The 24986-nt window shown below is 61.2% G+C and carries 26 protein-coding genes and 1 pseudogene; 14 read left to right on the forward strand and 13 right to left on the reverse strand.

Going from position 1 to position 24986, the window contains the following annotated elements; genetic code table 11:
• Positions 1–45 precede the first annotated feature (45 nt).
• The 3 genes from D6T64_RS04875 (at position 46) to D6T64_RS04885 (ending at position 2020) form a co-directional block, all read left to right on the forward strand.
• Positions 46–597 (forward strand): DUF6578 domain-containing protein, encoded by a 552-nt coding sequence (locus D6T64_RS04875; RefSeq protein WP_147364471.1) that lies wholly within the window; start codon positions 46–48, stop codon positions 595–597.
• A 106-nt stretch (positions 598–703) separates the two neighbouring features.
• Positions 704–1123: a hypothetical protein gene (locus D6T64_RS04880; protein ID WP_119972528.1), complete on the forward strand. Its 420-nt coding sequence runs from the start codon at positions 704–706 to the stop codon at positions 1121–1123.
• Between the two features lie 264 nt (positions 1124–1387).
• Positions 1388–2020, forward strand: a complete 633-nt coding sequence (locus D6T64_RS04885; RefSeq protein WP_199719061.1) for a class I SAM-dependent methyltransferase — start codon at positions 1388–1390, stop codon at positions 2018–2020.
• A 297-nt stretch (positions 2021–2317) separates the two neighbouring features.
• On the opposite strand, the gene D6T64_RS04890 is transcribed toward D6T64_RS04885, so the two are convergent.
• Positions 2318–2902, reverse strand: a complete 585-nt coding sequence (locus D6T64_RS04890) for a recombinase family protein (protein ID WP_119972531.1) — start codon at positions 2900–2902, stop codon at positions 2318–2320.
• A gap of 216 nt (positions 2903–3118) precedes the next feature.
• On the opposite strand from D6T64_RS04890, the gene D6T64_RS04895 reads away from it, so the two are divergent.
• Positions 3119–3679 carry a nucleoside/nucleotide kinase family protein gene (locus D6T64_RS04895; protein WP_119972534.1) on the forward strand — a complete coding sequence of 187 codons (561 nt, stop codon included), beginning with the start codon at positions 3119–3121 and terminating at the stop codon, positions 3677–3679.
• Positions 3680–3772: 93 nt separating this feature from the next.
• Here the strand turns inward: D6T64_RS04895 and D6T64_RS04900 are convergent, their stop codons facing one another.
• The 5 genes from D6T64_RS04900 to D6T64_RS04920 all read right to left on the reverse strand — a co-directional run bounded on the left by D6T64_RS04900 (position 3773) and on the right by D6T64_RS04920 (position 7194).
• Positions 3773–4378: a class I SAM-dependent methyltransferase gene (locus D6T64_RS04900; RefSeq protein ID WP_119972537.1), complete on the reverse strand. Its 606-nt coding sequence runs from the start codon at positions 4376–4378 to the stop codon at positions 3773–3775.
• Positions 4379–4415: 37 nt separating this feature from the next.
• Entirely contained in the window at positions 4416–4940 is a 525-nt protein-coding gene (locus D6T64_RS04905; protein WP_119972542.1) for a nitroreductase family protein, read from the reverse strand.
• 168 nt (positions 4941–5108) lie between these two features.
• Complete coding sequence (locus D6T64_RS04910; protein WP_119972545.1) at positions 5109–5591, reverse strand: hypothetical protein; 483 nt, start codon at positions 5589–5591, stop codon at positions 5109–5111.
• Between the two features lie 158 nt (positions 5592–5749).
• Positions 5750–6187, reverse strand: a complete 438-nt coding sequence (locus tag D6T64_RS04915; protein WP_119972548.1) for a DUF1579 family protein — start codon at positions 6185–6187, stop codon at positions 5750–5752.
• 203 nt (positions 6188–6390) lie between these two features.
• Positions 6391–7194, reverse strand: a complete 804-nt coding sequence (locus D6T64_RS04920; protein ID WP_119972551.1) for an aminotransferase class IV — start codon at positions 7192–7194, stop codon at positions 6391–6393.
• A 58-nt stretch (positions 7195–7252) separates the two neighbouring features.
• On the opposite strand from D6T64_RS04920, the gene D6T64_RS23630 reads away from it, so the two are divergent.
• Positions 7253–7657: a MerR family transcriptional regulator gene (locus tag D6T64_RS23630; protein WP_377012970.1), complete on the forward strand. Its 405-nt coding sequence runs from the start codon at positions 7253–7255 to the stop codon at positions 7655–7657.
• Between the two features lie 372 nt (positions 7658–8029).
• Positions 8030–8551: a hypothetical protein gene (locus D6T64_RS04930; protein ID WP_119971496.1), complete on the forward strand. Its 522-nt coding sequence runs from the start codon at positions 8030–8032 to the stop codon at positions 8549–8551.
• A 72-nt stretch (positions 8552–8623) separates the two neighbouring features.
• Here the strand turns inward: D6T64_RS04930 and D6T64_RS04935 are convergent, their stop codons facing one another.
• Positions 8624–9748, reverse strand: coding sequence for an epoxide hydrolase family protein (locus D6T64_RS04935; protein WP_119972557.1), 1125 nt, complete (start codon positions 9746–9748; stop codon positions 8624–8626).
• Between the two features lie 994 nt (positions 9749–10742).
• Here D6T64_RS04935 and D6T64_RS04940 point away from each other — a divergent pair.
• Positions 10743–11345 (forward strand): hypothetical protein, encoded by a 603-nt coding sequence (locus D6T64_RS04940; protein WP_119972560.1) that lies wholly within the window; start codon positions 10743–10745, stop codon positions 11343–11345.
• A 72-nt stretch (positions 11346–11417) separates the two neighbouring features.
• On the opposite strand, the gene D6T64_RS04945 is transcribed toward D6T64_RS04940, so the two are convergent.
• Together D6T64_RS04945 and D6T64_RS04950 are read right to left on the reverse strand one after the other, a co-directional pair.
• Positions 11418–12350 (reverse strand): phosphotransferase, encoded by a 933-nt coding sequence (locus tag D6T64_RS04945; RefSeq protein ID WP_119972563.1) that lies wholly within the window; start codon positions 12348–12350, stop codon positions 11418–11420.
• Positions 12351–12398: 48 nt separating this feature from the next.
• Positions 12399–12647 carry a hypothetical protein gene (locus tag D6T64_RS04950; protein WP_134360431.1) on the reverse strand — a complete coding sequence of 83 codons (249 nt, stop codon included), beginning with the start codon at positions 12645–12647 and terminating at the stop codon, positions 12399–12401.
• Positions 12648–13456: 809 nt separating this feature from the next.
• Here D6T64_RS04950 and D6T64_RS04960 point away from each other — a divergent pair.
• The 4 genes from D6T64_RS04960 to D6T64_RS04975 all read left to right on the forward strand — a co-directional run bounded on the left by D6T64_RS04960 (position 13457) and on the right by D6T64_RS04975 (position 18069).
• Positions 13457–14635, forward strand: a complete 1179-nt coding sequence (locus tag D6T64_RS04960; protein WP_051973715.1) for an MFS transporter — start codon at positions 13457–13459, stop codon at positions 14633–14635.
• An 835-nt stretch (positions 14636–15470) separates the two neighbouring features.
• Positions 15471–15968, forward strand: a complete 498-nt coding sequence (locus D6T64_RS04965) for a hypothetical protein (RefSeq protein WP_051973807.1) — start codon at positions 15471–15473, stop codon at positions 15966–15968.
• Entirely contained in the window at positions 15965–17182 is a 1218-nt protein-coding gene (locus D6T64_RS04970) for an HAD hydrolase family protein (RefSeq protein WP_081882460.1), read from the forward strand. Before D6T64_RS04965 ends, D6T64_RS04970 begins: the two co-directional genes overlap by 4 nt.
• Positions 17182–18069, forward strand: coding sequence for a DUF6024 family protein (locus tag D6T64_RS04975; RefSeq protein ID WP_035879775.1), 888 nt, complete (start codon positions 17182–17184; stop codon positions 18067–18069). The genes D6T64_RS04970 and D6T64_RS04975 overlap by 1 nt, the downstream gene beginning before the upstream one ends.
• Positions 18070–18616: 547 nt before the next feature.
• On the opposite strand, the gene D6T64_RS04980 is transcribed toward D6T64_RS04975, so the two are convergent.
• Positions 18617–19084 (reverse strand): GNAT family N-acetyltransferase, encoded by a 468-nt coding sequence (locus D6T64_RS04980; protein ID WP_035880386.1) that lies wholly within the window; start codon positions 19082–19084, stop codon positions 18617–18619.
• Between the two features lie 193 nt (positions 19085–19277).
• A complete protein-coding gene (locus D6T64_RS04985; RefSeq protein WP_035880385.1) occupies positions 19278–19493 on the reverse strand; it encodes a PLD nuclease N-terminal domain-containing protein in 216 nt (71 codons plus the stop codon).
• A gap of 282 nt (positions 19494–19775) precedes the next feature.
• Between D6T64_RS04985 and D6T64_RS22185 the strand changes: the two genes are divergently transcribed.
• Positions 19776–19997, forward strand: coding sequence for a hypothetical protein (locus tag D6T64_RS22185; protein WP_134360430.1), 222 nt, complete (start codon positions 19776–19778; stop codon positions 19995–19997).
• Positions 19998–20034: 37 nt separating this feature from the next.
• Here the strand turns inward: D6T64_RS22185 and D6T64_RS04990 are convergent, their stop codons facing one another.
• On the reverse strand, positions 20035–21078 hold the full coding sequence (locus D6T64_RS04990) for a DMT family transporter (RefSeq protein ID WP_119972566.1): 1044 nt from the start codon (positions 21076–21078) through the stop codon (positions 20035–20037).
• Between D6T64_RS04990 and D6T64_RS04995 the strand changes: the two genes are divergently transcribed.
• A complete protein-coding gene (locus D6T64_RS04995) occupies positions 21077–22486 on the forward strand; it encodes an aminotransferase-like domain-containing protein (RefSeq protein WP_119972569.1) in 1410 nt (469 codons plus the stop codon). The genes D6T64_RS04990 and D6T64_RS04995 overlap by 2 nt on opposite strands.
• Before the next feature lie 222 nt (positions 22487–22708).
• Positions 22709–23521 carry an arginase family protein gene (locus tag D6T64_RS05000; RefSeq protein ID WP_119972572.1) on the forward strand — a complete coding sequence of 271 codons (813 nt, stop codon included), beginning with the start codon at positions 22709–22711 and terminating at the stop codon, positions 23519–23521.
• Between the two features lie 34 nt (positions 23522–23555).
• On the opposite strand, the pseudogene D6T64_RS05005 reads toward D6T64_RS05000, so the two are convergent.
• A pseudogene (locus tag D6T64_RS05005) lies at positions 23556–24721 on the reverse strand (IS30 family transposase).
• Between the last annotated feature and the right edge of the window lie 265 nt (positions 24722–24986).

The following is a 24986-nucleotide window of genomic DNA, read 5'->3' on the forward strand; positions in this document are numbered from 1 at the left end:
CGAGTCGGCTGCGTCGCGGTGTGGGCGTTGGGTTAGCGTGGGGTTATGACGCGCGTGTGGCTGACGGAATGGGAATGGGCGTGCTGTGGCGATGCTTTTACCATCGGCGATGAGGTCGACTTCGGTATCGAGACGCGAACGCCGCCTGCTGCTCTCGCTGACATGCTCGGACCGGAACTATTCGCCGCGGTGGAAGCGATGGAGTCGCACCATGAGGAAGAGTTCACCGATCGTGTGCGCGGCCGGGTAGTCGCGGTACACGAGGTCACGCGAGACGTCATCGAGCGTTGGTCATTACGTCGTCCCGGCCACGGCGCGCCGCCGGAATCGATCAAAGCGGCGGACGGCGACGAGTGGGCGGAGGTTGGCCGCGAGTTCGGCAACGGAGCGTTCCTCGCCCGTTCCCCCTCGCGATACATGATCGAGATCGAGCCAGTTACGAATTCAGCGAGGTTAACCTCGGCTCAGGGAGTTCGGCTGCGCATCGATGACGACGACGAACCGCTTCCTCGCGTCGAAGGGACCGCTGTTCCACCGCCCGAGCAACGCCGACGCTCGCTGGAAGGCTGGCTCGTTGATGTCGAGGAGCACGCGTAGAGTGTCCGCTCGCGGAACGCGGAGCGGGCACGACAAGAAATCACGCGGGCTCTAGGAAGCTCCGCTTAAAGTGATTCGGCGACGTGCCATCTTGTAGCCTCAAGGCATGAAGCCTCGTCGCGCTCTCGCTCTCGCCGGATTCGCAACTGTGTGCGCAGTGGTCTTGAGCGGGTGCTCCGTAGACACGCTAATTTGGGGGAACGACGGTGCTCAAGTTATCCAAACTACCGAGAACCTCATCAAAGACCTCGCTTCTGGCGGAACATCCGATCTCGTCTGCGAAGACGCCGAAGCCGACCTCGGTACGGCAAAAGATTGGGAAGGCCGCTCTGCAGGCGAGCCGGAACGGTTCTTTGCCGACTACTGGGATGAACAAGTACCACTCGATCCGCAGTGGAACATCAACCTGGAGGGTCTTCCCGAGGGGGCGACTCCGGATGACAAACATCCCGGCTACGTCTTTTACCGCGAAACCGACGATGGTCTCTGCGTGATCGATGTCGCATGGTCGACACTCATCGGCTGACGCAGCCGAATTTTTCCGCCACCCCTGTGGCTATTGAAGAAGAGTGGCGGTGCTCTATTGCCGCAGAATAGCGGCATCACCGCCCGGGAGCGGAACCCTCAACGGAACAGCTCGCGTTGACCGGCAGCCGATCGTTTAGCGTGACGAGGCAAGGGCCGCTGCTGAGGTCGCTGTATTCATATCGCCTCGGAACCTCTAGCTTGCCGCGAAGTTGTCTTCGTTGCAGGCGTCCCGGCCGCAACCACGGTAGGTCCACTCCTGACATTGATCGATCCAGACATGGCGCAGACTGGCGGCATGGATTCTCAGACGATTGCGGCATACGACGCCGATGCCGCCAGTTACGCCGATGAGTGGGAGCAGGAGCAGGACGCCCCGACAGATTTATATGCGCTGCTATCGGAGCACTTCACGCCAGGCCCCACCGCAGACGTGGGGTGCGGCAGCGGTCGCGACAGCGCATGGCTCTCGATGCACGGCTTCCCGACCACGGGATTCGATGCGTCGCAGGGACTCTTGGCCCAGGCACGCAGGCGCCACCCCGAGGTGAATTTCGAATGCCGACTGTTGCCGGGACTCGACGGAGTCATGAACGCATCGTTCACAAACGTGCTGTGCGAGACGGTCATCATGCATCTGCCCGATGCTGAAGTCGGGCCCTCCGTCGCCCGAATGCTCAGCCTCCTTATTCCCACGGGAACGCTCTTTCTGAGTTGGCGTGTCACCCAGGGATCCGATCGGCGAGACCACGCCGGCAGACTATACGCAGCGTTTGATGGTTCGGCCGTCATGACGGCCCTCGCTGGGGTGGAAGTGCTGATGGACGAGGAAGTGGTCAGCGCGTCCTCAGGCAAGGTCGTGCGCCGAGTAATTGCCCGGGTCAGTGGAACGGTCTGATCCTCCCCGGCGACCGGCAACCGCAGCACCTCGCAGACGACGAAGGCCCAACTGCCCACGCGTCAGATCGACAGTCTCGCCACCAAACATCCGAAATCACCACCCACGTGTCACTCAGGGACGGTGACCGGGACACCCGTTCGGATGAAGAGCGCCGAGGGCGATCTGTCATTTTCCGAAGTCGTCTGAACAACGGCCATGGTGTTTTCGGGGTTGTGCGGGCGAGTGTGAACTGGCTTTTCCGTACCCCTCTGCACAAAACGCCCGTATACCCATACTCCTTTCCACGACGCACGTTTAGGCGGCGGTGTCCCCGGCTCGTTGGATTGCCCGGTAGACCGTGGATCTGGCGACGCTGAAGAGTTCAGCAATCTGCGCCGTCGTGTGTTCGCCCCGCTGGTGGACCTCGACCAGGTGTTTCTCCTGCGCCGGGGACAGTTTCGGTTGGTTGCCGCGGAGCCGACCGGCCGCTTTGGCAACTTGCATCCCCTCGCGAGTTCTGGCGCGGATCAGGTCGGCCTCGAATTCAGCGACCATCGCGAGCACGTTGAAGAGGAGCCTTCCGACCGGGTCGGTGGGGTCGTAAACGGAACCGCCGATACTGAGCTTCACTTCACGCAGGGTGAGGTCATCGACGATGTCTTTCGCGTCGCGAAGTGAGCGCGCCAGTCGGTCGAGCTTGGTCACGACGAGGGTGTCGCCGGCTCGGCAGGCGGCCAACGCTTCGCGAAGACCTGGCCGGGCACGGTTCGTTCCGGTCAGGCCCTGATCGGTGAACGTCTGCTGGAGTGAGACACCAAGGACGGCGAGGGCGTTCTTCTGGGCCGTGAGGTCTTGGTCGTTGGTGGATACGCGCGCGTAGCCGATAAGCATTCCGGTCATGCTGGAGTGTACCGTTTATCCCCCTTCACCGGGCATTTTCTCGGGCGGGGCATACAGGAATCGAGCGCTCCCGGAACTATGCGGATCACTATCGGCGCTCCGTGAGCGTTTAGGTGTCCCGGTCACCGTCCGGCTTACGGGCTGTATTTCCCACCTCCGATAGTCGGCTGAGCTCGGGTCGGGCTCGATGCCGATTGGCTGTGTCAGACTGGGTGGATGCTGCCCGCGACCCGCACTGACGTGATCTTCATCGGTGGCCGTTCTGGCGTTGGCAAGACCACTGTGGCCGCCGAATTTTCGCGCCTGCTCGTGCTTGAATCCATTCCTCACGCCCTCATCGAGGGAGACAACCTCGACCAAGCGCACCCAGAGCCTTGGAGGAACGGCATCGATCTTGCCGAGCAGAACCTCGCGGCCATGTGGCGCAACTATCAAGCCGCCGGTTACTCGCGTCTGATCTTTACCAACACCGTTAGCGTGCTGCAAATGTCCGCTCTGACCGCCGCGCTCGGAGCGGATGTTCACGCCGTCGGGGTGCTTCTGACCGCGGGTGATTCGACCGCCGCACAGCGCCTTGCCCGGCGCGAGATCGGGTCGGGGTTGGAGGACGCACTCGAACGGAGCACAGCGGCAGCGGTGAAACTGCATGGTGACGCATCGGCTGCCGTGCACCGCATTCCTACCGACCACCGCACAGTCTCCGACATCGCCGCCGAGATCCTTTCGATCTCTGGATGGACTGGACGTACTGCGAGTTCGGCCCTTTCAGATATTTAGCAACATGGTCTGTGCCGTCAGCATGCGGGCGAATCAAGAATTGGTCGGTAAATGCCTAATGAGGTTCGGCTAACGGACGGCCACTGATGGCGCTCAGACATCTGTTCGATGGGCGATGATCGCGGCGTGGGGCCGCTTGCCTGGATCGGTTCGAGTGTGCACCGAGTCAACCTGAAAACCTGCGATCTCGAGCTTTGCGCTCATCTTGCCGATAGGCCAGAAATAGGCGGTCGTGACAGCGTGTGCGAAAGGCTCAACGGTGTCGCCCTCGAAGAACCCGAGGAGGAGACTTCCTCCGGGGGCAATGCAGCGGGCGAACTCCACCAGAACCGATTGCAACTCCGTCGGCGCAAGGTGGATAACGGAGTACCACGAAAGGATTGCGGTTGCGGATCCGTCATTGACGCCGAGATCGACAAGTGAAGCGGCTCGGAACGGCACATTCGGGAATCTCATTCTCGCGTTCCGAATGAAGGCTGGAACGTGATCAATGCCCTCGGCATCGACCCCCAACTTGTTCAGGAAGTCGGTCCAGTGGCCGGGACCGCATCCTGCGTCGATTACCGCGCCCTGTATTTCGCGCGCCCAGTGGCCGACAAGCTGCTGATCTAACTCGTGCGTGTCAGCGATTGATCCGAGTAGCCTCGTGTATTCCTCCGCTCTCTCGGCGTAGGCCTCACGAACCCTATTGGCAGTCACGATATCGAGTCTAAGTACGGTCTGATAGCCGTTCGGCTCACGGGCGGTGAATGGAAAGTAGATCTGCCGTGGACAGCCGGCCGGTGGCGATCGCTCGGGTGCCCGTCTTCGGAATTCCTGGGTATCCGATGGAAATGGCGTGGTGCGGGAGCCATCCGCTTTCCACCTGGAGCAATTGGGCCGCCTTGGCCACGTTGGACTCCGGGTAGATGGTGGCCAGGCAGCTTCCGAGCCCCAAGGCGGTCGCGGCGAGAATGATTGTCTGGCTGACCTTGCCGAGATCGAACTCCGTGTCCCGATAGCCGTTGTCGGCTGAGAGAAGAACGAGGGCGCACGGTGCGGACGCAATGTGCTGCGCGTAAGCCCCGAGCCCGCCGAGCTTTTCGAGGTGTTCCTGGTCACAGACTGCGGTGAAGCGCCAGGGCTGTCGGTTGCGGGCTGAGCCAGTCCACCGGGCAACCTCAATAATCTCCGAGAGCACGTCCGAGGGCACCGGGCGATCCGTGAACGAACGAACGGCCGGACGTGCGTTGAGACTTCGAATCAAATCCAGTGCTTCCATCCCCTCAGCTTCCCATCCCAAGGGGATGAACGACTTTACGCGGCCGGGGTCAGGCCGAAGATGCCACACAGTGTCGCGTTGGACGTTCGGCTAACTGGACGCCCCACTCGCCGCTACAAGCGGTGTTTCGCCGTCAGTGACGACTCGAGAACACGTTGTGGCGCTGACCTACCAACGAACGACGTTCGCTCCATCTGCGCCGCACTGTGGTTCCTTAATCGTCGACCCAGGGAGGTCGATGACTTCTCCGCCAATCTTGGTGACCGTGCCGCCTCGCACGCCAGCGTTCTCGATTCGACCCGCGACTGTCAAGGATCCGGCGAGGCGGCCGCCGATCGCCACTCGAAGAGCGCCATTGGCGTCGACGTGCACGCTCCCGTTCTGTGCCCCGAGGACTTCGCTCGTCGCGGAGGAACCGATTGTCAACGACCCGTTGTGCACGCCGTGGATGGCGACGTGCGCGGATGGTTGCACCGTCAGCGACCCGTTGTGGGTGGCGCCTCGCACGATAGTGAGCGTCCCGTCGTGCACGCACACTGATCCATTGTGTGTTCCGCTCAGCGTGTTGTCCCCGTCGACGACGAGAGGCGGCTTTTCGACCTCGACTCCACCGGCTTTGATGAAAATGTCGTTCGGATGAGAGTGGTCCACAGGGGCCTCCAATATAGCTAGTTGCCGTTACCGTACCGGGTACCGCCGACAGTCGAATTACGGGGAGGTCCGCTTCAGGTGCGGACGTCCCGTTAGCCGTTCCCGTATGACACAGCGCTAGGCAGACTTACCCACCGTTGGAAGTCGTTGGTGCTCGATCAGTTGATGCGATTAGCGGTGCGGTCGCAAAGCGGTAGCCATACTTCGGCGGGTTTCCACTCCCAGGCGATCTCCTGGCTGCGACCGTCTTCGCCGAATCGATACGTTGCTCGCTCGTGCTCGCCCGTTAGCGTCCAAGTATGACCGTCGACAGTCAGAGTGTAATCGCGTGCGAAGCCGTGATTCTCGACCGTTCGGGTGAAATAGCGGTCGGCTTCAGCGTCCCAGCCCATCAGACTAAGTGTGTCGAACGGACCGTTCGCGCGCTCATCTTGCACGATGAAGTAGTTGCCCGAATGCCAACGGGCGGAGTGGATGCTGTTCCACGGACTCGCTCCCGCGTGCGGATTATCCAGCGACTGCTCGTCACCACCATAAGAGGTGCCCTCGGCATGCCAGTCACCCAGAAAAACTGCCAACTCTTCATGCTCAGCCATGATTCAACCCTACGTTCGGGAGCCAAACCGGGCAATCCTCTGAGGTGGCCGGTGACGGATCGCCCGACCGGATGCCGGCGGTTCAGGCGTCAGCGTACCCGTTGAGCCTTCCCATACCGGCACGACCCAGGAGCTATTGGTGGCTTAAGCCCCCGGTGGAGGGCACGTCTGAAAGCGACTCTGGTTACGAAAACGGTTACTACTTAGACGCTTACGAGATGCTCGTGCTGGTAAGCAGAGTGGAGAAGTCCTGTGAAGTCGGCATCGGCTATCAGCCGATGATCACCAATTCGGGCGATGGCGATGCCAGGGGTCCACGAATTCATCACGACGCCCGCCAGTTGGCCAAGTGGTTCGTTTCGACGGATGGGTTGGGTTTTCTGGTCCACGCCGAGTGCGCTGAGTTGGCGCTGGAGAATTTGCATAGTTACGCCGGTAAGGATGTTGGCTTCGGGCCAAATCACTGAGCGTCCATCCCAAAAGGCCAGGTTCCAAATGGTCGCTTCGCTTAGTCGTCCTTCAGAATCTTCAAAGGCAGCATCGTCAAATCCCCGCGTGACGGCCTGACGAAGAAGCAGCGTCTTGGCCACTTCGCCGACGTGCTTCACATGAGGCAGGTCGCGCTGGTGGGCAACAACGTCTAAGGCCAACGGCCCCAGGGGAACCGTGGCAGCGTCTGTGATTCTCGTCACAACATCCAGCTGTATTTCAGGGCGAGGAGCCACGAACTCTCCTGGGGACGACGTGATGAATAATGCCAACGATGCGTCCTCGGGTGCTGCGTTGAGTGCCACACGGAGATAGTCCACAATTTGGGCATCCGGAAGGTGCCTGCCAAACATCGTGTCGCTGGCATCTCGGAGCCGCTGCAGATGCAGGTCCAGACCGCGTATGGATCGATCGTGAATCTGCATTGCCGTGAAGTGAGCAAAGCCCGCAAATGCCAGTGGAGCCAAGTCGTCAGACGAGGCGACTGTACCGTTGAGGAGTGTCAGTGAGTGCGTCATGAGTGAAGGGTATGAGGTGACATTAGTGTCAGAGGCAAAACCCACTCCGCACGAAATGATGCGCATCGGTGAGTTGTCGGCGCTCACAGGAGTCGGGCCGCGGCTTCTTCGGTACTACCAAAGCAGAGGCCTCTTGGCCGCCGACCGGTCTACGTCGGGCCAGCGGCTTTTCGACCCCGCGGTGGTGGACAGAGTGCGAGCGATCCGTTCCCTCCTAGACGTTGGGCTGCCAACCCGCACAATTCTTGAACTCATCGACTGCGTCTCCGAGCCAGGGCGCCTCGAGCCGTGCGCGACACCCGTCCTAGTGGAGCACCTCAAGGCCTATGACGCGCGTATCGCAGACCTCGTGAGCACTCGCAAAGGCCTCGAAGCCCTCATCAACTCGGGTCCAAATGCCTACCACCCTGCCAGAGTCAAGAGTGAACCCCAAGGCGAGCTCCTTCCGGATCTGCCCCGATGATCTCGTCACCTCGCTGGGAAGCCCCGGCGATGCACTAGAGCCCAGCGAAGACTGCTGCCTCCACCGTCCCGCAAGAGGTTCCCCTGTGACACAACGTGGGCGCACGCCGCGGCCAAGTGGTTTGGCCCGGATCTGTCGCGTTCGTCGTCCGGCTTGCGAAACTGCATACGCACTTTGCTAGACGCGAGCTGGGACGTTCATCGGTGACACCTGCCGTGGGGTCAGATCGGAGCACTCGCCGGAGCCGGAGCCACGACCGGCGCCCCCAGCATCGCGGTAATCGCACCTCTCCTGCCGTTGTCAGCCGTCACCGTTAGAGAATCCGACGCGCGGCAAAGCTAGTCTCAAGGAGACGAACGGAATGAGGGGAACATGGCAAACGCCGGATCCAAGTCCAGGGACGTCGGCCTTGTCAGTATCGGAGCGGCCCTGATCGCGATTGTCGCCCTCGCGGGCTGCTCCACATCGAGCTACGTCAATTGCCCCGCGATCGGGTGGGGCAATACGGTCGCTGTGACGCTCGACGGCGCGATCGGTGAGGTAAGTACGGTGCAGATGTGCATCGATGATCAGTGTTCCATTCCTGCACTCGGTGAGCCAGCCACGGATGAACCCGTGCAGGTGGAAACGCTGCGTCCGCAGGATCGTGAGACGTACACGCCCAGTCCGTCGGCTTGGGAGAGTCCCTACTTCGCCTCTCAAGTCGATGATCACTCGTGGGAGATCGCGCTCACCATGGAGGTGCCGGAGAACGCGACTCTCCGAGCGCTTTCCGCAAACGAAGACATACTCGCCGAGAAGGGCGTGGCACTCGTCTGGGTGCGCGTCGGCGGCAGCGAACAGTGTGGTGGTCCGTCAGAAGCTGGCCCGGTCACCCTCACCATCGCCTCCTGACCGCCTGGACAGTCATCGGAGGACAGACCCCGCCGACCAGAGCGGAAGTACCGTGCCTGGACGAGGTTCGGCTTACGCGAACGCCGCAGTGAAGTGCGTCTGAACATCGTGCGCTACCCGGTCGGGTTCCTCGGCAGCGGCGAAATGGCCACCAGCAGCGGCGATTGACCATTGCTGGACGTTGTAGAGGCGTTCGTACCATTCGCGAGGCGGTGTCCCCGTAGGAGCGAACTCGTTTGCGAACACCGAGATGGCGGTCGGAACGCTCACGAAGTCTGTACCGGTCAGTGCCGTGCTGTGCCAGCGTGCATCGAAGTAGTCGCGCATTGATGGCGTGATCGAGTTTGTTGCCCAATAGAGCGTGAGGTTCGTGAGTAGGAAATCTGTCCCGAATTTCTCAAGGACGTCGCCGTCGCTGTCGCTCCAGGCTCGCCACTTCTCGATCAGCCACGCGGCGAGTCCAACGGGCGAGTCGCTGAGCCCGTACCCGACAGTCTGAGGGCGCGTCGACTGGATAGAGCTGTATCCGCGCTCAGTGGCGTCCCACCCTTCCACGTGCTTGAGGTACGCCTTCTCTGCGGTGGAGAGAGGGTGGCTGTTCGCATCCAGGACAGGATGCATCTCCGGGGTGGTGATCATGATCCGGGTCGCCCGCTCGGGGGCAATGAGAGCGAGGTGGGTCGTTACGGCCGCGCCGAAGTCGCCGCCGATCGCTCCGAACTGCGAGTACCCGAGCTGCTCCATGAGGTTGAGCCATAGTCCTGCCGTGTAGGCGGCGTCGATCCCGACCCGGGCCGGGCGTTCGGAGAAGCCATAACCGGGAAGTGAGGGGATGATCAGGTCGAAGTCTTGGGACAGGCGATCCACGAGGGGCAGGAACTCGACGAAAGAGCTCGGCCAGCCGTGGGTGAGGATGAGTGGGGGCTTCCCGTTCCGCACGTGAATGAAATGCACCTTGGTGCCCGATATCTCGGCCATGAAGTGCGGATAGCGATTCAGTGCTCGCTCCTGCTCACGCCAGTCAAAACCCTCAGCCCACTCATCTACGAGCGATCGCAGGACGGTCCGATCCGTGCCCTGACTCCACGGAGCTCCCGGCGCTTCATCGGGCCAGCGCGTATTCCGAAGACGATTGCGAAGATCACCAAGAACGTCATCATGGAGGTGGATGACAAAGGGTGCTGGGTTGTTGCTCATCCTCGAATGATGCCAGTTCGCGGTATCGATTGAGAATTACCCCTAAGGGCGGGACAGCGACAAGCGCGGTCGATCACGCGTTCGCGCAGGTCTGGACCATCAATGCCGTAAGGCACGGGTAGATTACGGGCGCAGGAATTCGTCCCGCAAGCCGTTCCCAACTGACACGCCATCGGTGCGCTCGGGCGCCGGGTGGCTTGGTGCCCAATTCGTCGCACTCGTCGTCCGGCTAACGGGACGCCCGTTACTGAGGCCACGGGTGGGCAGGGGTAGCATTTCGGCGGCGTGAGATTGTTTCAGGTCAACTCTTTGGGTTGAAGTTTCAACTTTGGTGAGCTTCCCGCAGCGATGCGTGGATTGCTCCAGCATTCGATAGGCCATGATGAGGCAATGCCGTTGTACCCGCATGTTGTAAACCGATTTGCAAATGCCTTTCCTGGTCTGGGTCTTGCTGTGTTCGCCGTATCGCAGCTTCCGCACGCCGAAAGCGCGTGGCTCTTCTTCATCATGGTCATCGCCGGAATGACATTAATGATCCGCGGGTACACGATGGGCGCGCGATGCAACGAGTCCGCGGTAGTCGTCTATGGACTCCTCTCGACATGCACCATCGCGAAGAGCGACATCACGTCCGGGGACACCGATGTGAACACTTTCCCCTCTCTCTGTTGGAGAACCGCGGGCAACAAACGAAGGTGGACCCCAATCGTTGCTTTGTGGGGAGTCGATGGGGAGTTTCACTTCATCCGTCTGCTCAAGATACGACGACTAGAACAACTCCGCGGCTGGCTTGAACGCGGACCAGGTCGCAAACGGTGACACAAAGACCGAATTGAACCTCTAAAGGTTGGTGAAATGGACAGTTTCGCGGCCAGTGCACCCGTCCACGACGATGGGGGCCAGCGGCATCGACACATCGTCTTGCGGCGGTCTAAACATCGGCTGGGCCACCCGATATCGTGGACTTATCGATGGAATGAGACGGAGCGACACAGTGACAAGTCTGTTTGAGCGCTGGAAGATAACCGATCCGCGAGCGTGGACAACGGAGGCCGTTGAAGGTTGGCTGGAAAAGGAATTTCGGGCCTATGAGATCCCGTTGGCAGCGATTTCCGGTGAGGACTACCGCAATGATGAAGAGGTCCGTGAAGACCTGATCTACAAGCTGTACACAATCACTCATCCTGATGTACTTCAACGCCTGTACAGCGCAGAAGAGAAAGCGATGAAAGACTGTGGTCCTGAGGCCTACGAGGACTATTGGAGGAGCCTGTTTCTGACGCAGAATAATCGCCCGGGTGCCGAAACGGCGCATCCGGCATTGACGGATGCGACGTGGCTGGCCTACAACTTGTTGACGATTCAACACGCGCTGGGGCAGCGCACGTCGATTGTTCTTGAACGCGAAGCTGGTCAGGTGACCGGGGCCAAAGTATATGGAATGTCCGATTACCTCAGCACATTCTTGGTCGCGGTGACCGGTTACCGGGAAGCCGGAACCAACGAGCGTAACTACTATTCCATGGTCACTGGCGACGTGAATGATGTCGGCTTCAACTGGTACCTCGACTGCTTGGCGCGCCACGAAATGATCTAATCGCGCGGTGGCTGCTCGGTGAGTCCTATTCGCACCGGACCAGAGAAACCTTCCGTTCCGCTCAGGGTTCCGCTAACGGGCTCCCGGGCTACCGGAGGTAGGCGCCGAAAACTCTGGGTCGTTGACGATGCGCGCCAAGGTGGTCTGCCCGAGAGTGCTCATCCCTGGGTTCGACTCCCGGTAGTACCACACCAGGCCCATCGCCTGTTGGAACGCCCACGCAGCTCCACGCCACCATTCGAGGTCATCGCAAGTCAGCTCGCTACGGACGAGCGCTCGTCTCTTGTCATCGAGCAGGTGCCACGCGGCGACAAGATCGAGTGACGGGTCGGCCGGAGCGAACCCACCGCCATCCAGGACGCCAACCAGCCGGTCGCCCTCGACGAGGAGATTGCTCGGAGTCAAATCGCCGTGAGTCATCACCTCGCGGCCAGAAGGCGGCAAACTCCGAAACTCCATCCAGAGAATGCGTAGCCGATCGACGGGAAGCAACCCGGCGCTTTCTCGGAAACAGAGTTCCATCCACTCGTCGGAGTCCTTCAGATCTCCGCCGCGACCAGAGCCCGCGAAGTGGCGTCCCTTGGTTGCCGCGGCGCGAAGCGAATGCACGAGGCCGGTGAGGTCATGGGCGAACATGTTGGAGTGCGCTAAACCTTTGGGCGTTGCCACGGCCCCGTGTAGCCACGTCTGTACAGACCATGGCAGGGGGAAGCCGTAACCCGGATTGCCTACGACCATGGGCACCGGAGTCGGGACCGGACAACACGTCGCCAGCTCGCGCATTGCTGAGGCTTCTCGGTTGAGTTCGGAGGACATATCAGCTGGCTCAGCGCAGCGCAGCGGGAATCGTGCCGTGAAGTCGGCACCGATTCGAAAGATGGCGTTCACCGTGCCGTCCGTCACGATGCGACGGACGGGTTCAAGGCGCCATTCGGGAAACTGGTCTGATATCAGCCGGCGAGCTACTTGCTCGTCAATGTGCAACTCGTCGTCGTGCATAGCCATTCAAGCTACGCTAACGGATTTGAGCGATTGTCCCGCAGGGGGTTCGGCTTACGGGCGGTTGGTGCTCGGCATCGCCTCGACTGTTTCTGGTCCAACTTCACGGTCCTCGGCGGAGGGTGAGCCTGACGCGATAGAGGTGTTTCGCACGGTGATGACGGCGCAGAGAATGACGGCGATGCCGCCAATGATGGTCCGCCAGTTGAGCTCTTCGCGGAGGAGTAGCGCTGTCCAGAGGATGTGCAGGGTAGGTCGGGTGCGTTGCACCTGGCTGACCTGGGCCATAGCCCCGATGGCCACTCGCGGTACGAAAAGCGGCAGCCCGGGTGAAGATGCTCACCACTCCGAGGTAGGCGAACGCCGCCCAATGAGCCAATGCGTTATCGAGGGCTGGTCGATGACGGTAATTATTTAAGTGAGAATAACTCAGCTGAGACGAGTGATCACGACTGAGGACACGCCTGATTCAGGTCCTCCCAAGTATCACGTCCGACTTCTGACGGAGAAACGAAGCTGTACGCATACCAGCCATCCCCGGACGGGTACTCCTCGATGAAAACAGTCTTCGACGGCGCACCCGGGATCTCAACCCCTTCCGCTCGCAAGCAAGCAGCCCGGGCAACCTCGCCCTTGTACAACTGATCCCAATCAGCTTGAGAATACTCTTCAAACGAGCTCGGGCCGGTCACGGGAAACCGCTCTCCACATTCGACGGCCGACGCGTCATACTGATCTGCCTGATCCGTCGACGTCTCGCCACCGTACGAGTCATCTGACGGGTAGTACGTGACGTCCCACCCTTCCGCCTGCATACATCGAGCTATCTTGGCCGATCGAGTCTCGGTCCTATCGGTCCCCTCGTTCGCGGACGCGCCTGTGTCAGATTCTGGAGACACGCGGTCGGCCGTGCACCCGAGTAAACAAGCGGCGACCACCGTACCCAGGAGATCAGGTCGACCGCGCAACAAGAAAATGTTGGCCCCATTGCTGATCGCAACACCGCCCTTGGCGCTTAGGAGTTGGAGTTGGAGTTAGGGTTACGGTTAGGGTTGTCCAACGTGAGCCCCAATCCCGCACCAACCCCACCGCCGGTGTGGCGCGCTGCAGGAATGCCGGCGCTACTTGTTTTCACGGCCGCTGGATTCGCCGGTTTCTCTGCCCTCCTACCCGTCGTACCCCTTTGGGCGGTAACCGGCGGTGCGAATGAGGCCGGTGCCGGTCTCGTCAATGGAGTGTTGCTGCTGGCAACGGTTGTGACGCAGCCGTTCGTTCCCCGACTTCTCAGTCGTCTAGGAACCGGTCGCGTGTTGGCCGCTGGCCTGGTGCTTCTGGGGGTTCCGTCGTTGCTGTTTCTTTTCTCTGACCATCTGAATTGGATTTTGCTCCTCTCAATAGTGCGTGGCATAGGGTTTGGTGTGCTCACCGTGGCCGGATCGACCGTGGTGGCCAATCTCGTACCGCGTGCCCAACACGGTGCAGCCATCGGGGCCTGCGGTGCGGCAATCGCGGTGCCGCAAGTAGTTCTTTTCCCCCTCGGGCCATGGATGTCCGAGTCAGTGGGATTCTGGGCAGTTTTTGCAATCGGCACCCTGCCGATTCTGGGCATCAGTTCTGCGCCACAACTGGCCCGTGTTCTGCGGGAACAGACAGCCGAACGCGCTCTTCAGCCGCCGACCGAACCCACGACAACGGTGAACAACACGGGGACTGGGGGGCGGCTTCTGCTGGGCAGCCTCCTTGGCCCCATGCTTCTCCTTGGTGGCGTCACACTGGCCGGCGGTGCGCTCATCACCTTCGCGCCACAGATGAGTTCAGCGCCAGCCGCGACGGCCGGCGGACTCGCGCTGCTCACCTTCAGCGCGGCAGTGACTCGGTGGGGCGTTGGCGGACTAGCTGATCATTATGGCGCCCAGCGCTTTTTGTGGCCGCTGGTGCTGATATCAGTCATCGGTCTTATTCTCACCGCCACCGCGGTCGAGAATCCTGACGCGACGAGCATCCTGCTCTTCCTTGCAGGGCTGATCTTAGTCGGCATCGCTTTTGGTGGACTCCAGAACCTGACCCTGCTGCTGTCCCTCGCCGCGGTGAAACGGGGGCAGTACGGCACCGCCAGCGCTGTGTGGAACATAGGATTCGATTTGGGCACGGCAGTGGGCTCAGTGCTGATCGGTACACTCGCTGCCGGGCTGTCATTTTCCACGGCACTGCTCGTCGCGGCCGGCATCTGCCTCGCTACGCTTCCGCTCGCGCTCCGTGGCAAACCGCGCTACCCGCGTGCAGACATATAGCGGGTTGCGGATATCTCTCTCGACACGAGGCTCTAGCCAGGTCTCGACCCATAACAGGAAGAAGAATGCCCCGGACTTCGGCGGAAGTTCTGGGCAATTTTAGTGAATGCTGTCTAGCGGAAAGGGGACTTGAACCCGCGACACCATGATGATCTTGAACTGCATCTTCCCCACTTATCGAGCCTTCATTCACCCGTCGATCCCAGGAAATAAACTTGATCAGCGATCACCATGTTCACCCAGGGCCGACTGTCCGAGATATCCGCGGCAGGCCATTGCAACCTGTTATATCGGTTGGTGTCACGGAAGGTTTTGTCGGTCTTACAGGGTGAACGAAAATGATACTTTCAACCGTCTACAGGGTGCGTCCATACACTGAATGTTACGACAATTCATTATGAAACATGATCCTCCTACCGACTGTCTCAAGTCACGGTACGGGCGCACCACTCATCACATCAGCATTCACCAGTAACACGCAGAAATCGAACATCCACGCCGGCAGGCTGACCAGTCATAATTCTAGGCGCGCTAACGGTCTGCTAGGCTGCGCGAAGCATTGGTAGTCATTAGCAGTCATTAGCAGTCATTAGCAGTCATTGACAATGAATTGCGGAGAATAAATGCTTATTGAAAAAGAGAATGCCCAGTTGGTTATGTTCAGTGGCGGACGAGACAGCACTCTGGTTGCTGCCCGCCTCATGCTCAGGGGATCCCCGTCCACCTCTTCAGTGGAAATAACGGATGCTCGCTCCACCGCGGACTGCTCACCCTTCGAGTTAAGGAGCTGCAGGCCCGCTTCGGTGACCTCGTCGTGACTCACGTAGTCAGTGACGTGAGCGGCGCCTTCCGGTCCATCGCAATAGCGAATATCGAGCACGATATCTTGACCCACCGCAAGAATCTCATCCTTCTCGGCGAGAAAATCGCCATCCACGCACACGCCGTCGACTACTGTCGTCGCAACGGCCTCGCCATTATGAACGATGGCATCGCTCGCTATCAGCAGGACTTCCCCGAGCAGCGCATGGTCGCCCGAGAGTACTTCGAGGGGTTCCTCGCTGAATATGGAATCGACTACCGCAGTCCTATCTACGAGTTCGCCACATCGGGCGACGACGTCAAATATCGCCTCCTTCAGCTCGGCCTCTCCACAAAGTCTTTGGAGGGTGTCTCTATCTTCGGCGACAGCTTCTCCACACCAACGGATGAGACCATCCTGGCCTACCTCCAGGAGAAGGAGGCCCTGAGTCACGACATCATCAACTTTCTCAGCGGGCGTTCGTTGGCCATTGGTCACGAGACGCGCGATCGGGCTGAGATTACTGGATGAGGAGAATCGATAAGGCGGCCGCTGTGATCCTCCGTGGCGGCTTACTCCTTGTGGTTCGAAAGCGTGGCTCGACGACTTTTATTTCCCCGGGAGGAAAACCGGAACCTGGGGAAAGAATGGACCAGGCCTTGGCACGTGAGCTCACAGAAGAGACCGGGCTGCATCTACGGTCTTGGCAACGGTTTGGGACCTACTCTGACCGCGCTGCCTTTGAGCCGTCTTCGACGGTGCGGATCGAGGTGTTTCTCGCTGAGGCGGACGGGACCGCAACCCCGGGTCAGGAAATCGAGGAGGTCGCCTGGATCGACGGCGGATTCCGAGAGGCAGGTATCGAGCTGGGCTCGATTTTCGATCATTTCGTGGTGCCCGCGCTCCTCGCCCAGGGGCTGCTGCGTCCGGGGTCGATGCCGAGTCTCGGTCGGCCTGCCGAGCGCACCATCATCGTCGACCTGGACGGCACCATCGCCTTCGACGGAGGCCACCCGGGACCCAAGGTGAGCGCGGCCCTGGACCATCTGGGCGAGCGAAGCGATATCCATCTGGTGGTGGCTACGTCACGCGCTCCTCGCGGAGCCCGCAAAATCATGGGTGCGTTGGCCGATCGAGTGGATGAGTGGTGGTGCTGCAACGGTGCCTTCCGGACTGGCCACGGAAGGGAGACCGAGACCACAGCGCTGCCGTGTGAACCCTTGAGGGCGATGATCGCGTGCCTTCGCGCAGAGGCCGTTCCCTTCTACCTTGAGTATGGCGACCGGTTTGTCGTCAGCGGCGGCGGCTTCTCGTGGATGGCCTATCCCGATCGGGCCGAGTACAGCCCCGACGCTGACCCTGACCTGGCGACTGTCATCAAGCTGGTTGTGGACTCGCAGGATTCTGCCTTGTGGATATGCCGACTCCGGGACTCGGCCGGCGACGACGTGGAGATATGTCTGCACGCCGGCGGGGTTATCGATATCACAGCCGCCGGCGTCACAAAAGCGAAGCCACTTGACCTCCGGATGAACGCTAACGGGTCAGTGGTTGTGGCGTTCGGCAACGATCTGAATGACCAAGAGTTGCTAGCCCGGGCCGACGTTGCGTTCGTGGTCGGCATCGGGTTACCCGGCCTGGAACGAGCCAGACATGTGCGCCGGGTATCAGCTGATGATGCCGCAGTGGCCACGGCTTTGTGGCACGTGGTGAGTATTCCAGCCTCCGATGAGCTCGAGGCCTGATGTGCGCACTGGACGCTGCGGCGTTACATCCAGATCTGCAGGTGTCTACCGGGCACGGACACTACTACGCTCAGGCAGCGGAGCTGCGGTCCACCATCACCTGCGCACTAGTCCGTGACCTGGGCGCGGGAGACTTCCGGCCCTATCTGCTTCATAATTCCACCTCCGCCTTGATGGCGGTGTTGTTCGCCGCGACCAACGCAGGCCGCAGCATCAATACCGAGGGCCCCATCGAACAGCACTACTCGCCTTATAATTTTCTGCTGCCGCGAGCCGGGCCATTAGCCGACTGGGAGCTGCGAACCCACGTCTCGCCGGTCACCGCAGTGGTCGATGAACTTGGTGGACGAAGCATCCGTATCGTCGACGCTGCACAGTCACTCGGTACTGTGCTCACCCCCGCGCTCCTGACAGGCAGCGACGTCGCGATCGCGCCTTTGCACAAGCACCTTGGCCTGGTGGTCGGCCTGGGACTGGTGCTGGTCCGCCGCGATGTCCCCGACCTGGAACCGGTTCATCGCGTCCTAAGGGTGGCCGAGTCAGGTGCCCAGTCTATCGAACTTCTTCGCCGCGCCGCTTCGGCGATCAAGAACCTTGACGGGAGGATAGCCAACCTGGCCCAAGTGAACGTCAGTCCGGAGCTGAGCGCGTGGTGTCTCGATCGCGGGCTTCGACCACTGGCGTCAGGGCCGGGTGCGCCGTATGTGTGCCTGACCACCACCGACGGCATTCCTGTCGCGGATCGACTGGCGCCGACGGGTTGGCGTCATTTCCGGGAGTTCAACACAGCCCGCTTCTCCTTCGTACGAAGAGGCAGGCCGGGCGAAGCGGCAGTCGATCACGTCCTCGAGTTCCGGATGGCCGTCAATCGGGCTCTGGGGCGCTGACAACGCATTTGCGTGATACGTGCAACGCCAACTACGACATGATTCCCGCCTGGATCAATCCGACCCGCGTATCTTTTGCGGTCCTCACGGTCCTACTCCTCGGTGCATTTATCACTTCAACAGTCACGCACCACAGACGTAAATTTCGAAGAACCTGAGGAATGGGAAACCTCTGAAATTTCCCGCTGCAGTTTTCTCCGAGAATCGATCGCACCCTGACGGTCCAACACGTCTCATCGCCGCAGGACCGTGTAAAGCATCCGGCGCAGACGACTTCCCAGATGCCCGAAGTGGTGTTCACCAGCTCCCTTCCGACATCTCACTAAAGGTTCCGCTTGCGAGCTCCTCTGGACAAGAATTCTCATTTGGACAAACTCTGCACGCTCCTGCATTTCGATCGTTTGACAGCCGTTCTTCGTGCGCTCCTCGGCGGCACGGGCGCTCTCGTCAACGACGCGGTGCGGCGCAACACGGACGGAACGACCAGCATCCCGACTGAGCACCCTCGCGACCGGCTAACGCTCGACTCCCAGAGCGTCGCAACCCGTCAACGACCGGCGAAATCGGCGAACAAGACGCGCGGTGAGGCGGTGAACCCGGTGCGTTCGTAGAGGTGGATTGCCTCGGGGCTGGAGTGCACCGTGACGTGTTCGAGGCCCAGCTGTCGAGCTTTGTCCAGAACGGCCGTCATCATCGTGTCGCCGATGCCGACGTTTCGTTCCTCGGGGACGACGTACACGCACTGCACGTCTCCGGAAGCACGATCGGTGGCGCGCGGGCTGGGCACGCGGGGTAGCACCGCCAGCCAGGCCATGCCGACGACCACTCCGCTGCGCATCGCCACGACCCGGTGATGTGTCTGCTCATGCGCGGACGCGAAAGCCACTACGGACGCCACGAAGTCCTCCCGGCTCACGACCGGAACTCCGCCCCGCTCCACCACCCACCGCCAGCGCAATCCCGCGATTGCCTCCGTCTCGAGTGCTTTGGCTTCACGCACCACGATCTTCGTCATCTCGCCAGTCTGCCCGATCGCACAACAGATGGTTCACGATGTGGTTCGCAGGGATCGCTTCCGCGCGGCAATTTAGATAGCGACGAAGGCATCCCTTCTTCTGCGTCCCGCAGGGGGTTCCTCTCAAGGTGCAGTCCACGCAAGGCATCGTCGACATTTCCAAGAATCGATAGTCAGCACCACAAGGCCGGCGCTACTCGGGCTGAGGTCGTCTGCCGACAAGGAACCAGATCACAGGACCTGCGATGGGAGCGAAAAGCACAATGAGCACCCAAATGGCCCGAGCGGTCGAACTCAACGAAGGTGCGCGCCGAATTTGCACCAGGGCCACCACGAGAGCCACGAGCATCACCACTACAACGCCGCTCCACGCGATGTCGTAGAAAGCTGGAATAAGCGGATTGTTCATCGTCGTCCCCCGGTTCGACAGGCATCCTGTCTGCCAAGCTGATCAACAGGGAGGAGCACTGTCAAATTTCCACTCCGCGAGGCCGTGGAACCCCGACTTCTCAAGTTCGTCCGCACGAGGTTCGACTCCCGGGACGCGTTGCACCGGATGATTCGGCGGGCACGGGCCGTCGCGGAGCCGACAATACGCATTGGATCGCAGCAGCACTTGGGACGAGGGGCTAGCGCCCGACCAACATCTTGTATTCGGCGTCGTCTGGTTCGTAGCCGATACCATGAAGGCATGGCGAAAATCGATGATGATGGACACTCAGCCAAGGAACCTATCCGCTCAGCACCGCAAGATCCACCGTTTCAGGCCCTTCTTCCCAACCTAGAACGAATGTCACCATCGACATTCCGAAAGGGAACGGTTAGCCGCCGTCGTGTTAATCGGGCGCTGCTCGTGCTCCTTGCCGTCACCGGCCTCGCCGGAGCGATGATCGTCTCCTCCTTCATCCTCTGACTTCAGCCCAGAAAGCAGACGAGAGCGGACGGCACCACTATTCGTTCCGTTGATACCCGACAGCCGCAGTGTCCCGTGAGACGTTCACCTGCGGGCAGTTGGTGCCGGTTTTTGCTTCAACCGGCGCTATTTTAGTGTTCACGTTTTGGGTCGGGCGGGGTGAGTCGCGACCCAGGCGTGTTCGTACGGCGATGCCGGCGCAGAGGATGACGGCGGTGCCGCCGATGATGGTCTGCCAGGTGAGTTGTTCGTGGAGGATTAGTGCGGCCCAGACGATGCTGAGGACGGGTTGGGTGAGTTGAACCTGGCTGACCTGGGCCATTGGCCCGATGGCGAGTCCGCGATACCAGGCGAAGAATCCCAGGAACATGCTCACGACGCCAAGGTAAGCGAAGGCCGCCCATTGGGTGGGCGTGCCGGTAGGTGGCTGGTCGACGATGGCAATTGTCGTCAGGGTGACCGTGACGGGCGCGGCCAGAATGAGGGCCCACGACACGGTTTGCCACGCCCCGATCTCGCGCGCGAGCAGGCCCCCTTCGGCGTAACCGATGGCCGCGGCCACGACGGCACCGAATAGGAGTAGGTCGGACCAGTTCAAGCGGATGGCTCCGCCGCCCTGCAGGGACGCGAAGGCCACGGCCACCAGTGCTCCGACGGTGGCCATTATCCAGAACGGGAGCGGTGGTCGCTCTTTTCCCCGGATGACGGCCATCACGGCCGTCGCCGCTGGGAGGAGAGCGATGACCACTGCGCCGTGGCTAGCAGACGCCGTGGTGAGGGCGAAGGATGTCAGGAGGGGGAAGCCCACGACGACCCCACCTGCAACGACAGCGAGGCGAAGCCACTGGTTGCCCCGCGGAAGGTGTTGCCGGGTGATAATCAGGGCGGCGGCGGCGAGTACCGCAGCGATGACTGCGCGCCCGGATCCGATGAACAACGGGGACATGCTCTCGACGGCCACGCGGGTGAACGGCACGGTGAAGGAGAACGCGGCGACGCCGAGCAGCCCCCACGTGAGGCCGGCCCGGGAGGGCGATAGCGGTGTGGGCATCCGCTTGATAGCGCTATTATGATCTGACATGGATAACGATAGCAGTTTTCGGATTGTGGCCGCGCTGCGCGAGTGGATTGCTGGCCGGGCGCCGGGCGCCCGATTGCCCACCAGCCGGACGCTTGTCGCAAAGTACGGTGCGAGCCCGGTGACGGTGCAGAAAGCACTGCGCACTCTCGTAGCTCAGGGCTTGATCGAGACCCGGCCCGGCGCCGGCACGTTCGTTCGCGCGGTGCGTACCGCTCGTCCGCTCGACTTCAGCTGGCAGACCGCAGCGCTGCGCTCCCCGAACAGTCACCTCGGCCGCCTGAGCCCGGCGCTGCGCGCTGCGCCGCAGGGGAGTATCGCTTTGCATTCCGGGTATCCCGACCGCGAGCTACTGCCCGAGCGGCTGGTGCGGTCGGCGCTGGCCCGCGCGGCCCGCAGCGACGCGGCTCTGACGCGTTCCCCGGTCGCGGGGCTTCCGGAACTGCAGTCCTGGCTCGCCCAGGAGCTCGGCGCCGCGACACCGGTCGGCGTCACTCCGCCCCTGCCTAGCGATGTCATCGTGCTGCCCGGAAGCCAGAGCGGCCTGGCCACGATCTTCCGTGCCCTGGTCACCGCCGGCGCACCGCTGCTGATGGAATCGCCCACCTATTGGGGCGCCATCCAGGCTGCCGCTCAAGCGGGGGTCGACGTGGTCCCGGTTCCGTCCGGACCTGAGGGGCCGGATCCCGACGAGCTCGCTCGGGCGTTCCAAGAAACGGGTGCACGGGTTTTCTACGCACAGCCGACCTATGCGAACCCCACCGGCGCACAGTGGTCAGAGACCACCACGACACAGATCCTCGACGTCGTTCGGGCGCACGGCGCCTTTCTCGTCGAGGACGACTGGGCCCATGACTTTGGCATCGATACTGATCCGCATCCGGTCGCCGCGCGCGATGACGCCGGCCATGTCGTCTATGTGCGATCCCTCACCAAGAGTGTGTCGCCGTCCCTGCGCGTGGCGGCAATTATTGCTCGCGGTCCCGCCAAGGAACGCATTCTCGGGGACCGCGGCGCCGAATCGATGTATGTCAGCGGGCTCCTTCAAGCTGCAGTACTTGATGTCGTCACCCAGCCGGGGTGGCAGGTCCACCTCCGCAGCCTTCGCCCGCAGCTGCGGGCCCGGCGTGACCTGCTACTGACGAGTCTGCTCGAGTACGCACCCGACGCCCACATAGCCACGGTTCCGACTGGTGGTCTCAATTTGTGGGCTCGCTTGCCCGATGGGACCAACCTCGAGCGGCTGGTCGCAGACTGCGAAGACGCCGGAGTCCTCATCGCTGCCGGCTCGAGTTGGTTCCCTGCCGAGGCCACCGGCCCCTACATCAGACTCAACTACTCCGGGCCAAACCCGGGGGCATTCCCCGACGGAGCCCGCATCATCGGCCAGGCGTTGTCGTCCAATCACTGACGGCGCCGCGGCCCACGAACGGTGACTGTCACCTCGATCGCACCACGTATGAGTCGTGCCGCCGCGGGACTGCTGTCTCACCCGTCCCGTAGGGGGTTCAGACAGGGCAGCCCGATTTCGCTGCGATTTTGTAGGACCCGTGCGAAATCTGCCCGCACTTGACGTACGGTAGCGTCGGGAATACGTCCACATCTGAGTGGGCGCGAATCAGATGGGTCAATTATGAGCAGTAGTGTCCTCGTTTACACCGGACGCATCGGCGATCACAATGACCGAGGCATGAAGGGCGCTGCCATCGTAGGAGCTGCCCTCGGGCGGCGGCTAGGGATTGAGCCGACTGTCATCGGGCATCCCGAACCTGCTCTCAACGAAAATTGGGACGTCGAGTTGGCCGCGGCACTGCCGGGGCTCAAGTCCTTACAAGTGGCTCACAGCGCCGCGTTGAGTCTGGGCGGCAGTCCGGTCTTCGCCTGGCCGCGGTGCGCCGCAGCCATCGCTACTCTCCCCAACATTGCCGCACAGCACCCTGACGCCATCGTCGTGTGGTTTGATGCCCATGCCGATCTCAACACTCCGGAGAACACCACCACTGGCTACCTCGGAGGGCTGGCCCTGAGCGCGTCCCTCGGCTGGTGGGATTCTGGACTCGGAGCCGGCCTCGACCCCCGAAACGTCGTTCTCGGAGGAACTCGCGATCTGGATCCAGCAGAGCAGTCCCACGTCGACACTGGCACGATCGCCCTCGCGAGCGGACCCGATATGCTCACGCAACTCGATCAACTTATCTCAGACCGCCCGGTCTACTTCCATCTCGACTGCGACGTGCTCGATCCTGGAATCATGCCAACCGACTACACAGTGCCTCACGGTCTCACGCTCGATGACCTGACCGCAGTCGCCACACGCCTCGCCCGAAACCCTGTCATTGGCATCGAAATCGGTGAATTCGAGGACCACGGAGATACGGAGCAGGCCCGCTCGCAGGCAGAGCGCCTTGTCTCCGCACTCGAACCACTTCTAGACGCCAACCGATAGGACCCACCAGACGTCCCGTAAAGGGTTGGCGGATTCAACCGGTCGTTGCAACGATTGGTTTTTCTGGTTCTGACAGTAGTCGTTGCATGGCTTGGGCGGGGGTGATGCCGCCGAGTGTTTTGCGCGGTCGATCGTTGAGTTCGGTGGCCACTTCCTGGAGCCGTTCGGGTGAATGGACGGAGAGGTCGGTGCCCTTGGGGAAATACTGACGCAGCAGCCCGTTGGTGTTTTCGTTGGAGCCGCGTTGCCACGGAGAATGCGGATCACAGAAGTAGATGGCCATCTTGGTGGCCATTGTGATTTGCCGGTGCTGAGCCAGCTCCGTTCCCTGATCCCAGGTCAAGGTTTTAGCCAAGCGCTCAGGCAGGGTTTTGATGGTGGCTAACAGGCCATCGCGAACGGTGATGGCACTGTGATCGCCGGGAAGGTGAACCAGCATCGTGAAGCGGGTCTGACGCTCCACGAGGGTGGCGATGGCCGATCGGCAGTTTGACCCCAAGATCAGGTCTCCTTCCCAATGGCCAGGTACGGCACGGTCAGAAACTTCTGCTGGTCTCTCGCTGATCATGATCATGTCGGGGATCTTGCCCGAGTTCTTCGAGGCAGGCCGTCTCGGCCGACGGATGGCACGGCCGGTGCGCAAGTGTTGATGCAGATCAGCACGCAAATGACCGCGCCCCTGCACATAGAGTGCTTGGTAAAGCGCTTCGGGGCTCACCCGCATCTCCTGCCGGTCCGGGAACGCTGTCGCCAAGTGGTCGCTGATTTGTTCTGGACTCCATTTCACGCACAGTTTCGTCTGCACCAAGGATGCTAGTTCCGGGTGATCGAATTTGCTGGCCTTGGGTCGGCGCCCGCGAAGCTCAGCCTGTTTGTGCGCCGCATACGGGGCATACCTTGTTCGCGCTCGTGGGCCAGCCTGGGACCCACCGCGAGCTAAATCCCGACTGATCGTCGCAGAGACCGGCCCATCTCGGCAGCGATCGCACGCACGCCGGCGCCGTTCACATGCAAGTCCGCGATTCGCAGCCGTTCGTCTAAGCATAAGTACCGCCCGGACCTCTCGGCCTCCGGAACAGGGATCCGTCCTCCCGTTGCTTGGCGCCAACGCCGTCCAGTTCGTCGATTCACTCCCACAGCATCACACGCCGCCGTCAGCGTCGACCCTTTGGACATCAACACCCAAAACCGAGCCTGCATCTCCACCAGCTCAAACTTCGACCACATCGGCAACACCTCTCAAAAATGGAGTGTTGCAACGACCGGTTGAATACGCGTTCCCCAAACGGAACGGATGAAAGTCGCCGATCGACCGTTTGCGTGTCCCCCTCGGCGTCCGGCTTGCGGGGCGGCTTGGAGATGGCGAAATGAAGCACCACAGTTTGGCCAGTGCAACTGTTCTGGAGGGTAGCGCTCTTTCTAGTTTCCGTCACAGATGCTGGGTGGCATTTGTCGCCGTGATCAC

It is taken from the genome of Cryobacterium melibiosiphilum, assembly GCF_003602235.1.
GTDB classification, from domain to species: Bacteria; Actinomycetota; Actinomycetes; order Actinomycetales; family Microbacteriaceae; genus Cryobacterium; species Cryobacterium melibiosiphilum.

What these genes read in the sequence shown, in the direction of transcription:
- D6T64_RS04995 (WP_119972569.1), top strand. Translation starts at nt 21,077, where the DNA reads ATGGATAACGATAGCAGTTTTCGGATTGTGGCCGCGCTGCGCGAGTGG.
- D6T64_RS23630 (WP_377012970.1), top strand. Translation starts at nt 7,253, where the DNA reads ATGCGCATCGGTGAGTTGTCGGCGCTCACAGGAGTCGGGCCGCGGCTT.
- D6T64_RS04980 (WP_035880386.1), bottom strand. Translation starts at nt 19,084, where the DNA reads ATGACGAAGATCGTGGTGCGTGAAGCCAAAGCACTCGAGACGGAGGCA.
- D6T64_RS04990 (WP_119972566.1), bottom strand. Translation starts at nt 21,078, where the DNA reads ATGTCAGATCATAATAGCGCTATCAAGCGGATGCCCACACCGCTATCG.
- D6T64_RS04895 (WP_119972534.1), top strand. Translation starts at nt 3,119, where the DNA reads ATGCTGCCCGCGACCCGCACTGACGTGATCTTCATCGGTGGCCGTTCT.
- D6T64_RS04890 (WP_119972531.1), bottom strand. Translation starts at nt 2,902, where the DNA reads ATGACCGGAATGCTTATCGGCTACGCGCGCGTATCCACCAACGACCAA.
- D6T64_RS04920 (WP_119972551.1), bottom strand. Translation starts at nt 7,194, where the DNA reads ATGACGCACTCACTGACACTCCTCAACGGTACAGTCGCCTCGTCTGAC.
- D6T64_RS04930 (WP_119971496.1), top strand. Translation starts at nt 8,030, where the DNA reads ATGGCAAACGCCGGATCCAAGTCCAGGGACGTCGGCCTTGTCAGTATC.
- D6T64_RS04915 (WP_119972548.1), bottom strand. Translation starts at nt 6,187, where the DNA reads ATGGCTGAGCATGAAGAGTTGGCAGTTTTTCTGGGTGACTGGCATGCC.
- D6T64_RS04985 (WP_035880385.1), bottom strand. Translation starts at nt 19,493, where the DNA reads ATGAACAATCCGCTTATTCCAGCTTTCTACGACATCGCGTGGAGCGGC.
- D6T64_RS04945 (WP_119972563.1), bottom strand. Translation starts at nt 12,350, where the DNA reads ATGGCTATGCACGACGACGAGTTGCACATTGACGAGCAAGTAGCTCGC.
- D6T64_RS04905 (WP_119972542.1), bottom strand. Translation starts at nt 4,940, where the DNA reads ATGGAAGCACTGGATTTGATTCGAAGTCTCAACGCACGTCCGGCCGTT.
- D6T64_RS04935 (WP_119972557.1), bottom strand. Translation starts at nt 9,748, where the DNA reads ATGAGCAACAACCCAGCACCCTTTGTCATCCACCTCCATGATGACGTT.
- D6T64_RS04960 (WP_051973715.1), top strand. Translation starts at nt 13,457, where the DNA reads ATGCCGGCGCTACTTGTTTTCACGGCCGCTGGATTCGCCGGTTTCTCT.
- D6T64_RS04875 (WP_147364471.1), top strand. Translation starts at nt 46, where the DNA reads ATGACGCGCGTGTGGCTGACGGAATGGGAATGGGCGTGCTGTGGCGAT.
- D6T64_RS04970 (WP_081882460.1), top strand. Translation starts at nt 15,965, where the DNA reads ATGAGGAGAATCGATAAGGCGGCCGCTGTGATCCTCCGTGGCGGCTTA.
- D6T64_RS04880 (WP_119972528.1), top strand. Translation starts at nt 704, where the DNA reads ATGAAGCCTCGTCGCGCTCTCGCTCTCGCCGGATTCGCAACTGTGTGC.
- D6T64_RS22185 (WP_134360430.1), top strand. Translation starts at nt 19,776, where the DNA reads ATGGCGAAAATCGATGATGATGGACACTCAGCCAAGGAACCTATCCGC.
- D6T64_RS04975 (WP_035879775.1), top strand. Translation starts at nt 17,182, where the DNA reads ATGTGCGCACTGGACGCTGCGGCGTTACATCCAGATCTGCAGGTGTCT.
- D6T64_RS05000 (WP_119972572.1), top strand. Translation starts at nt 22,709, where the DNA reads ATGAGCAGTAGTGTCCTCGTTTACACCGGACGCATCGGCGATCACAAT.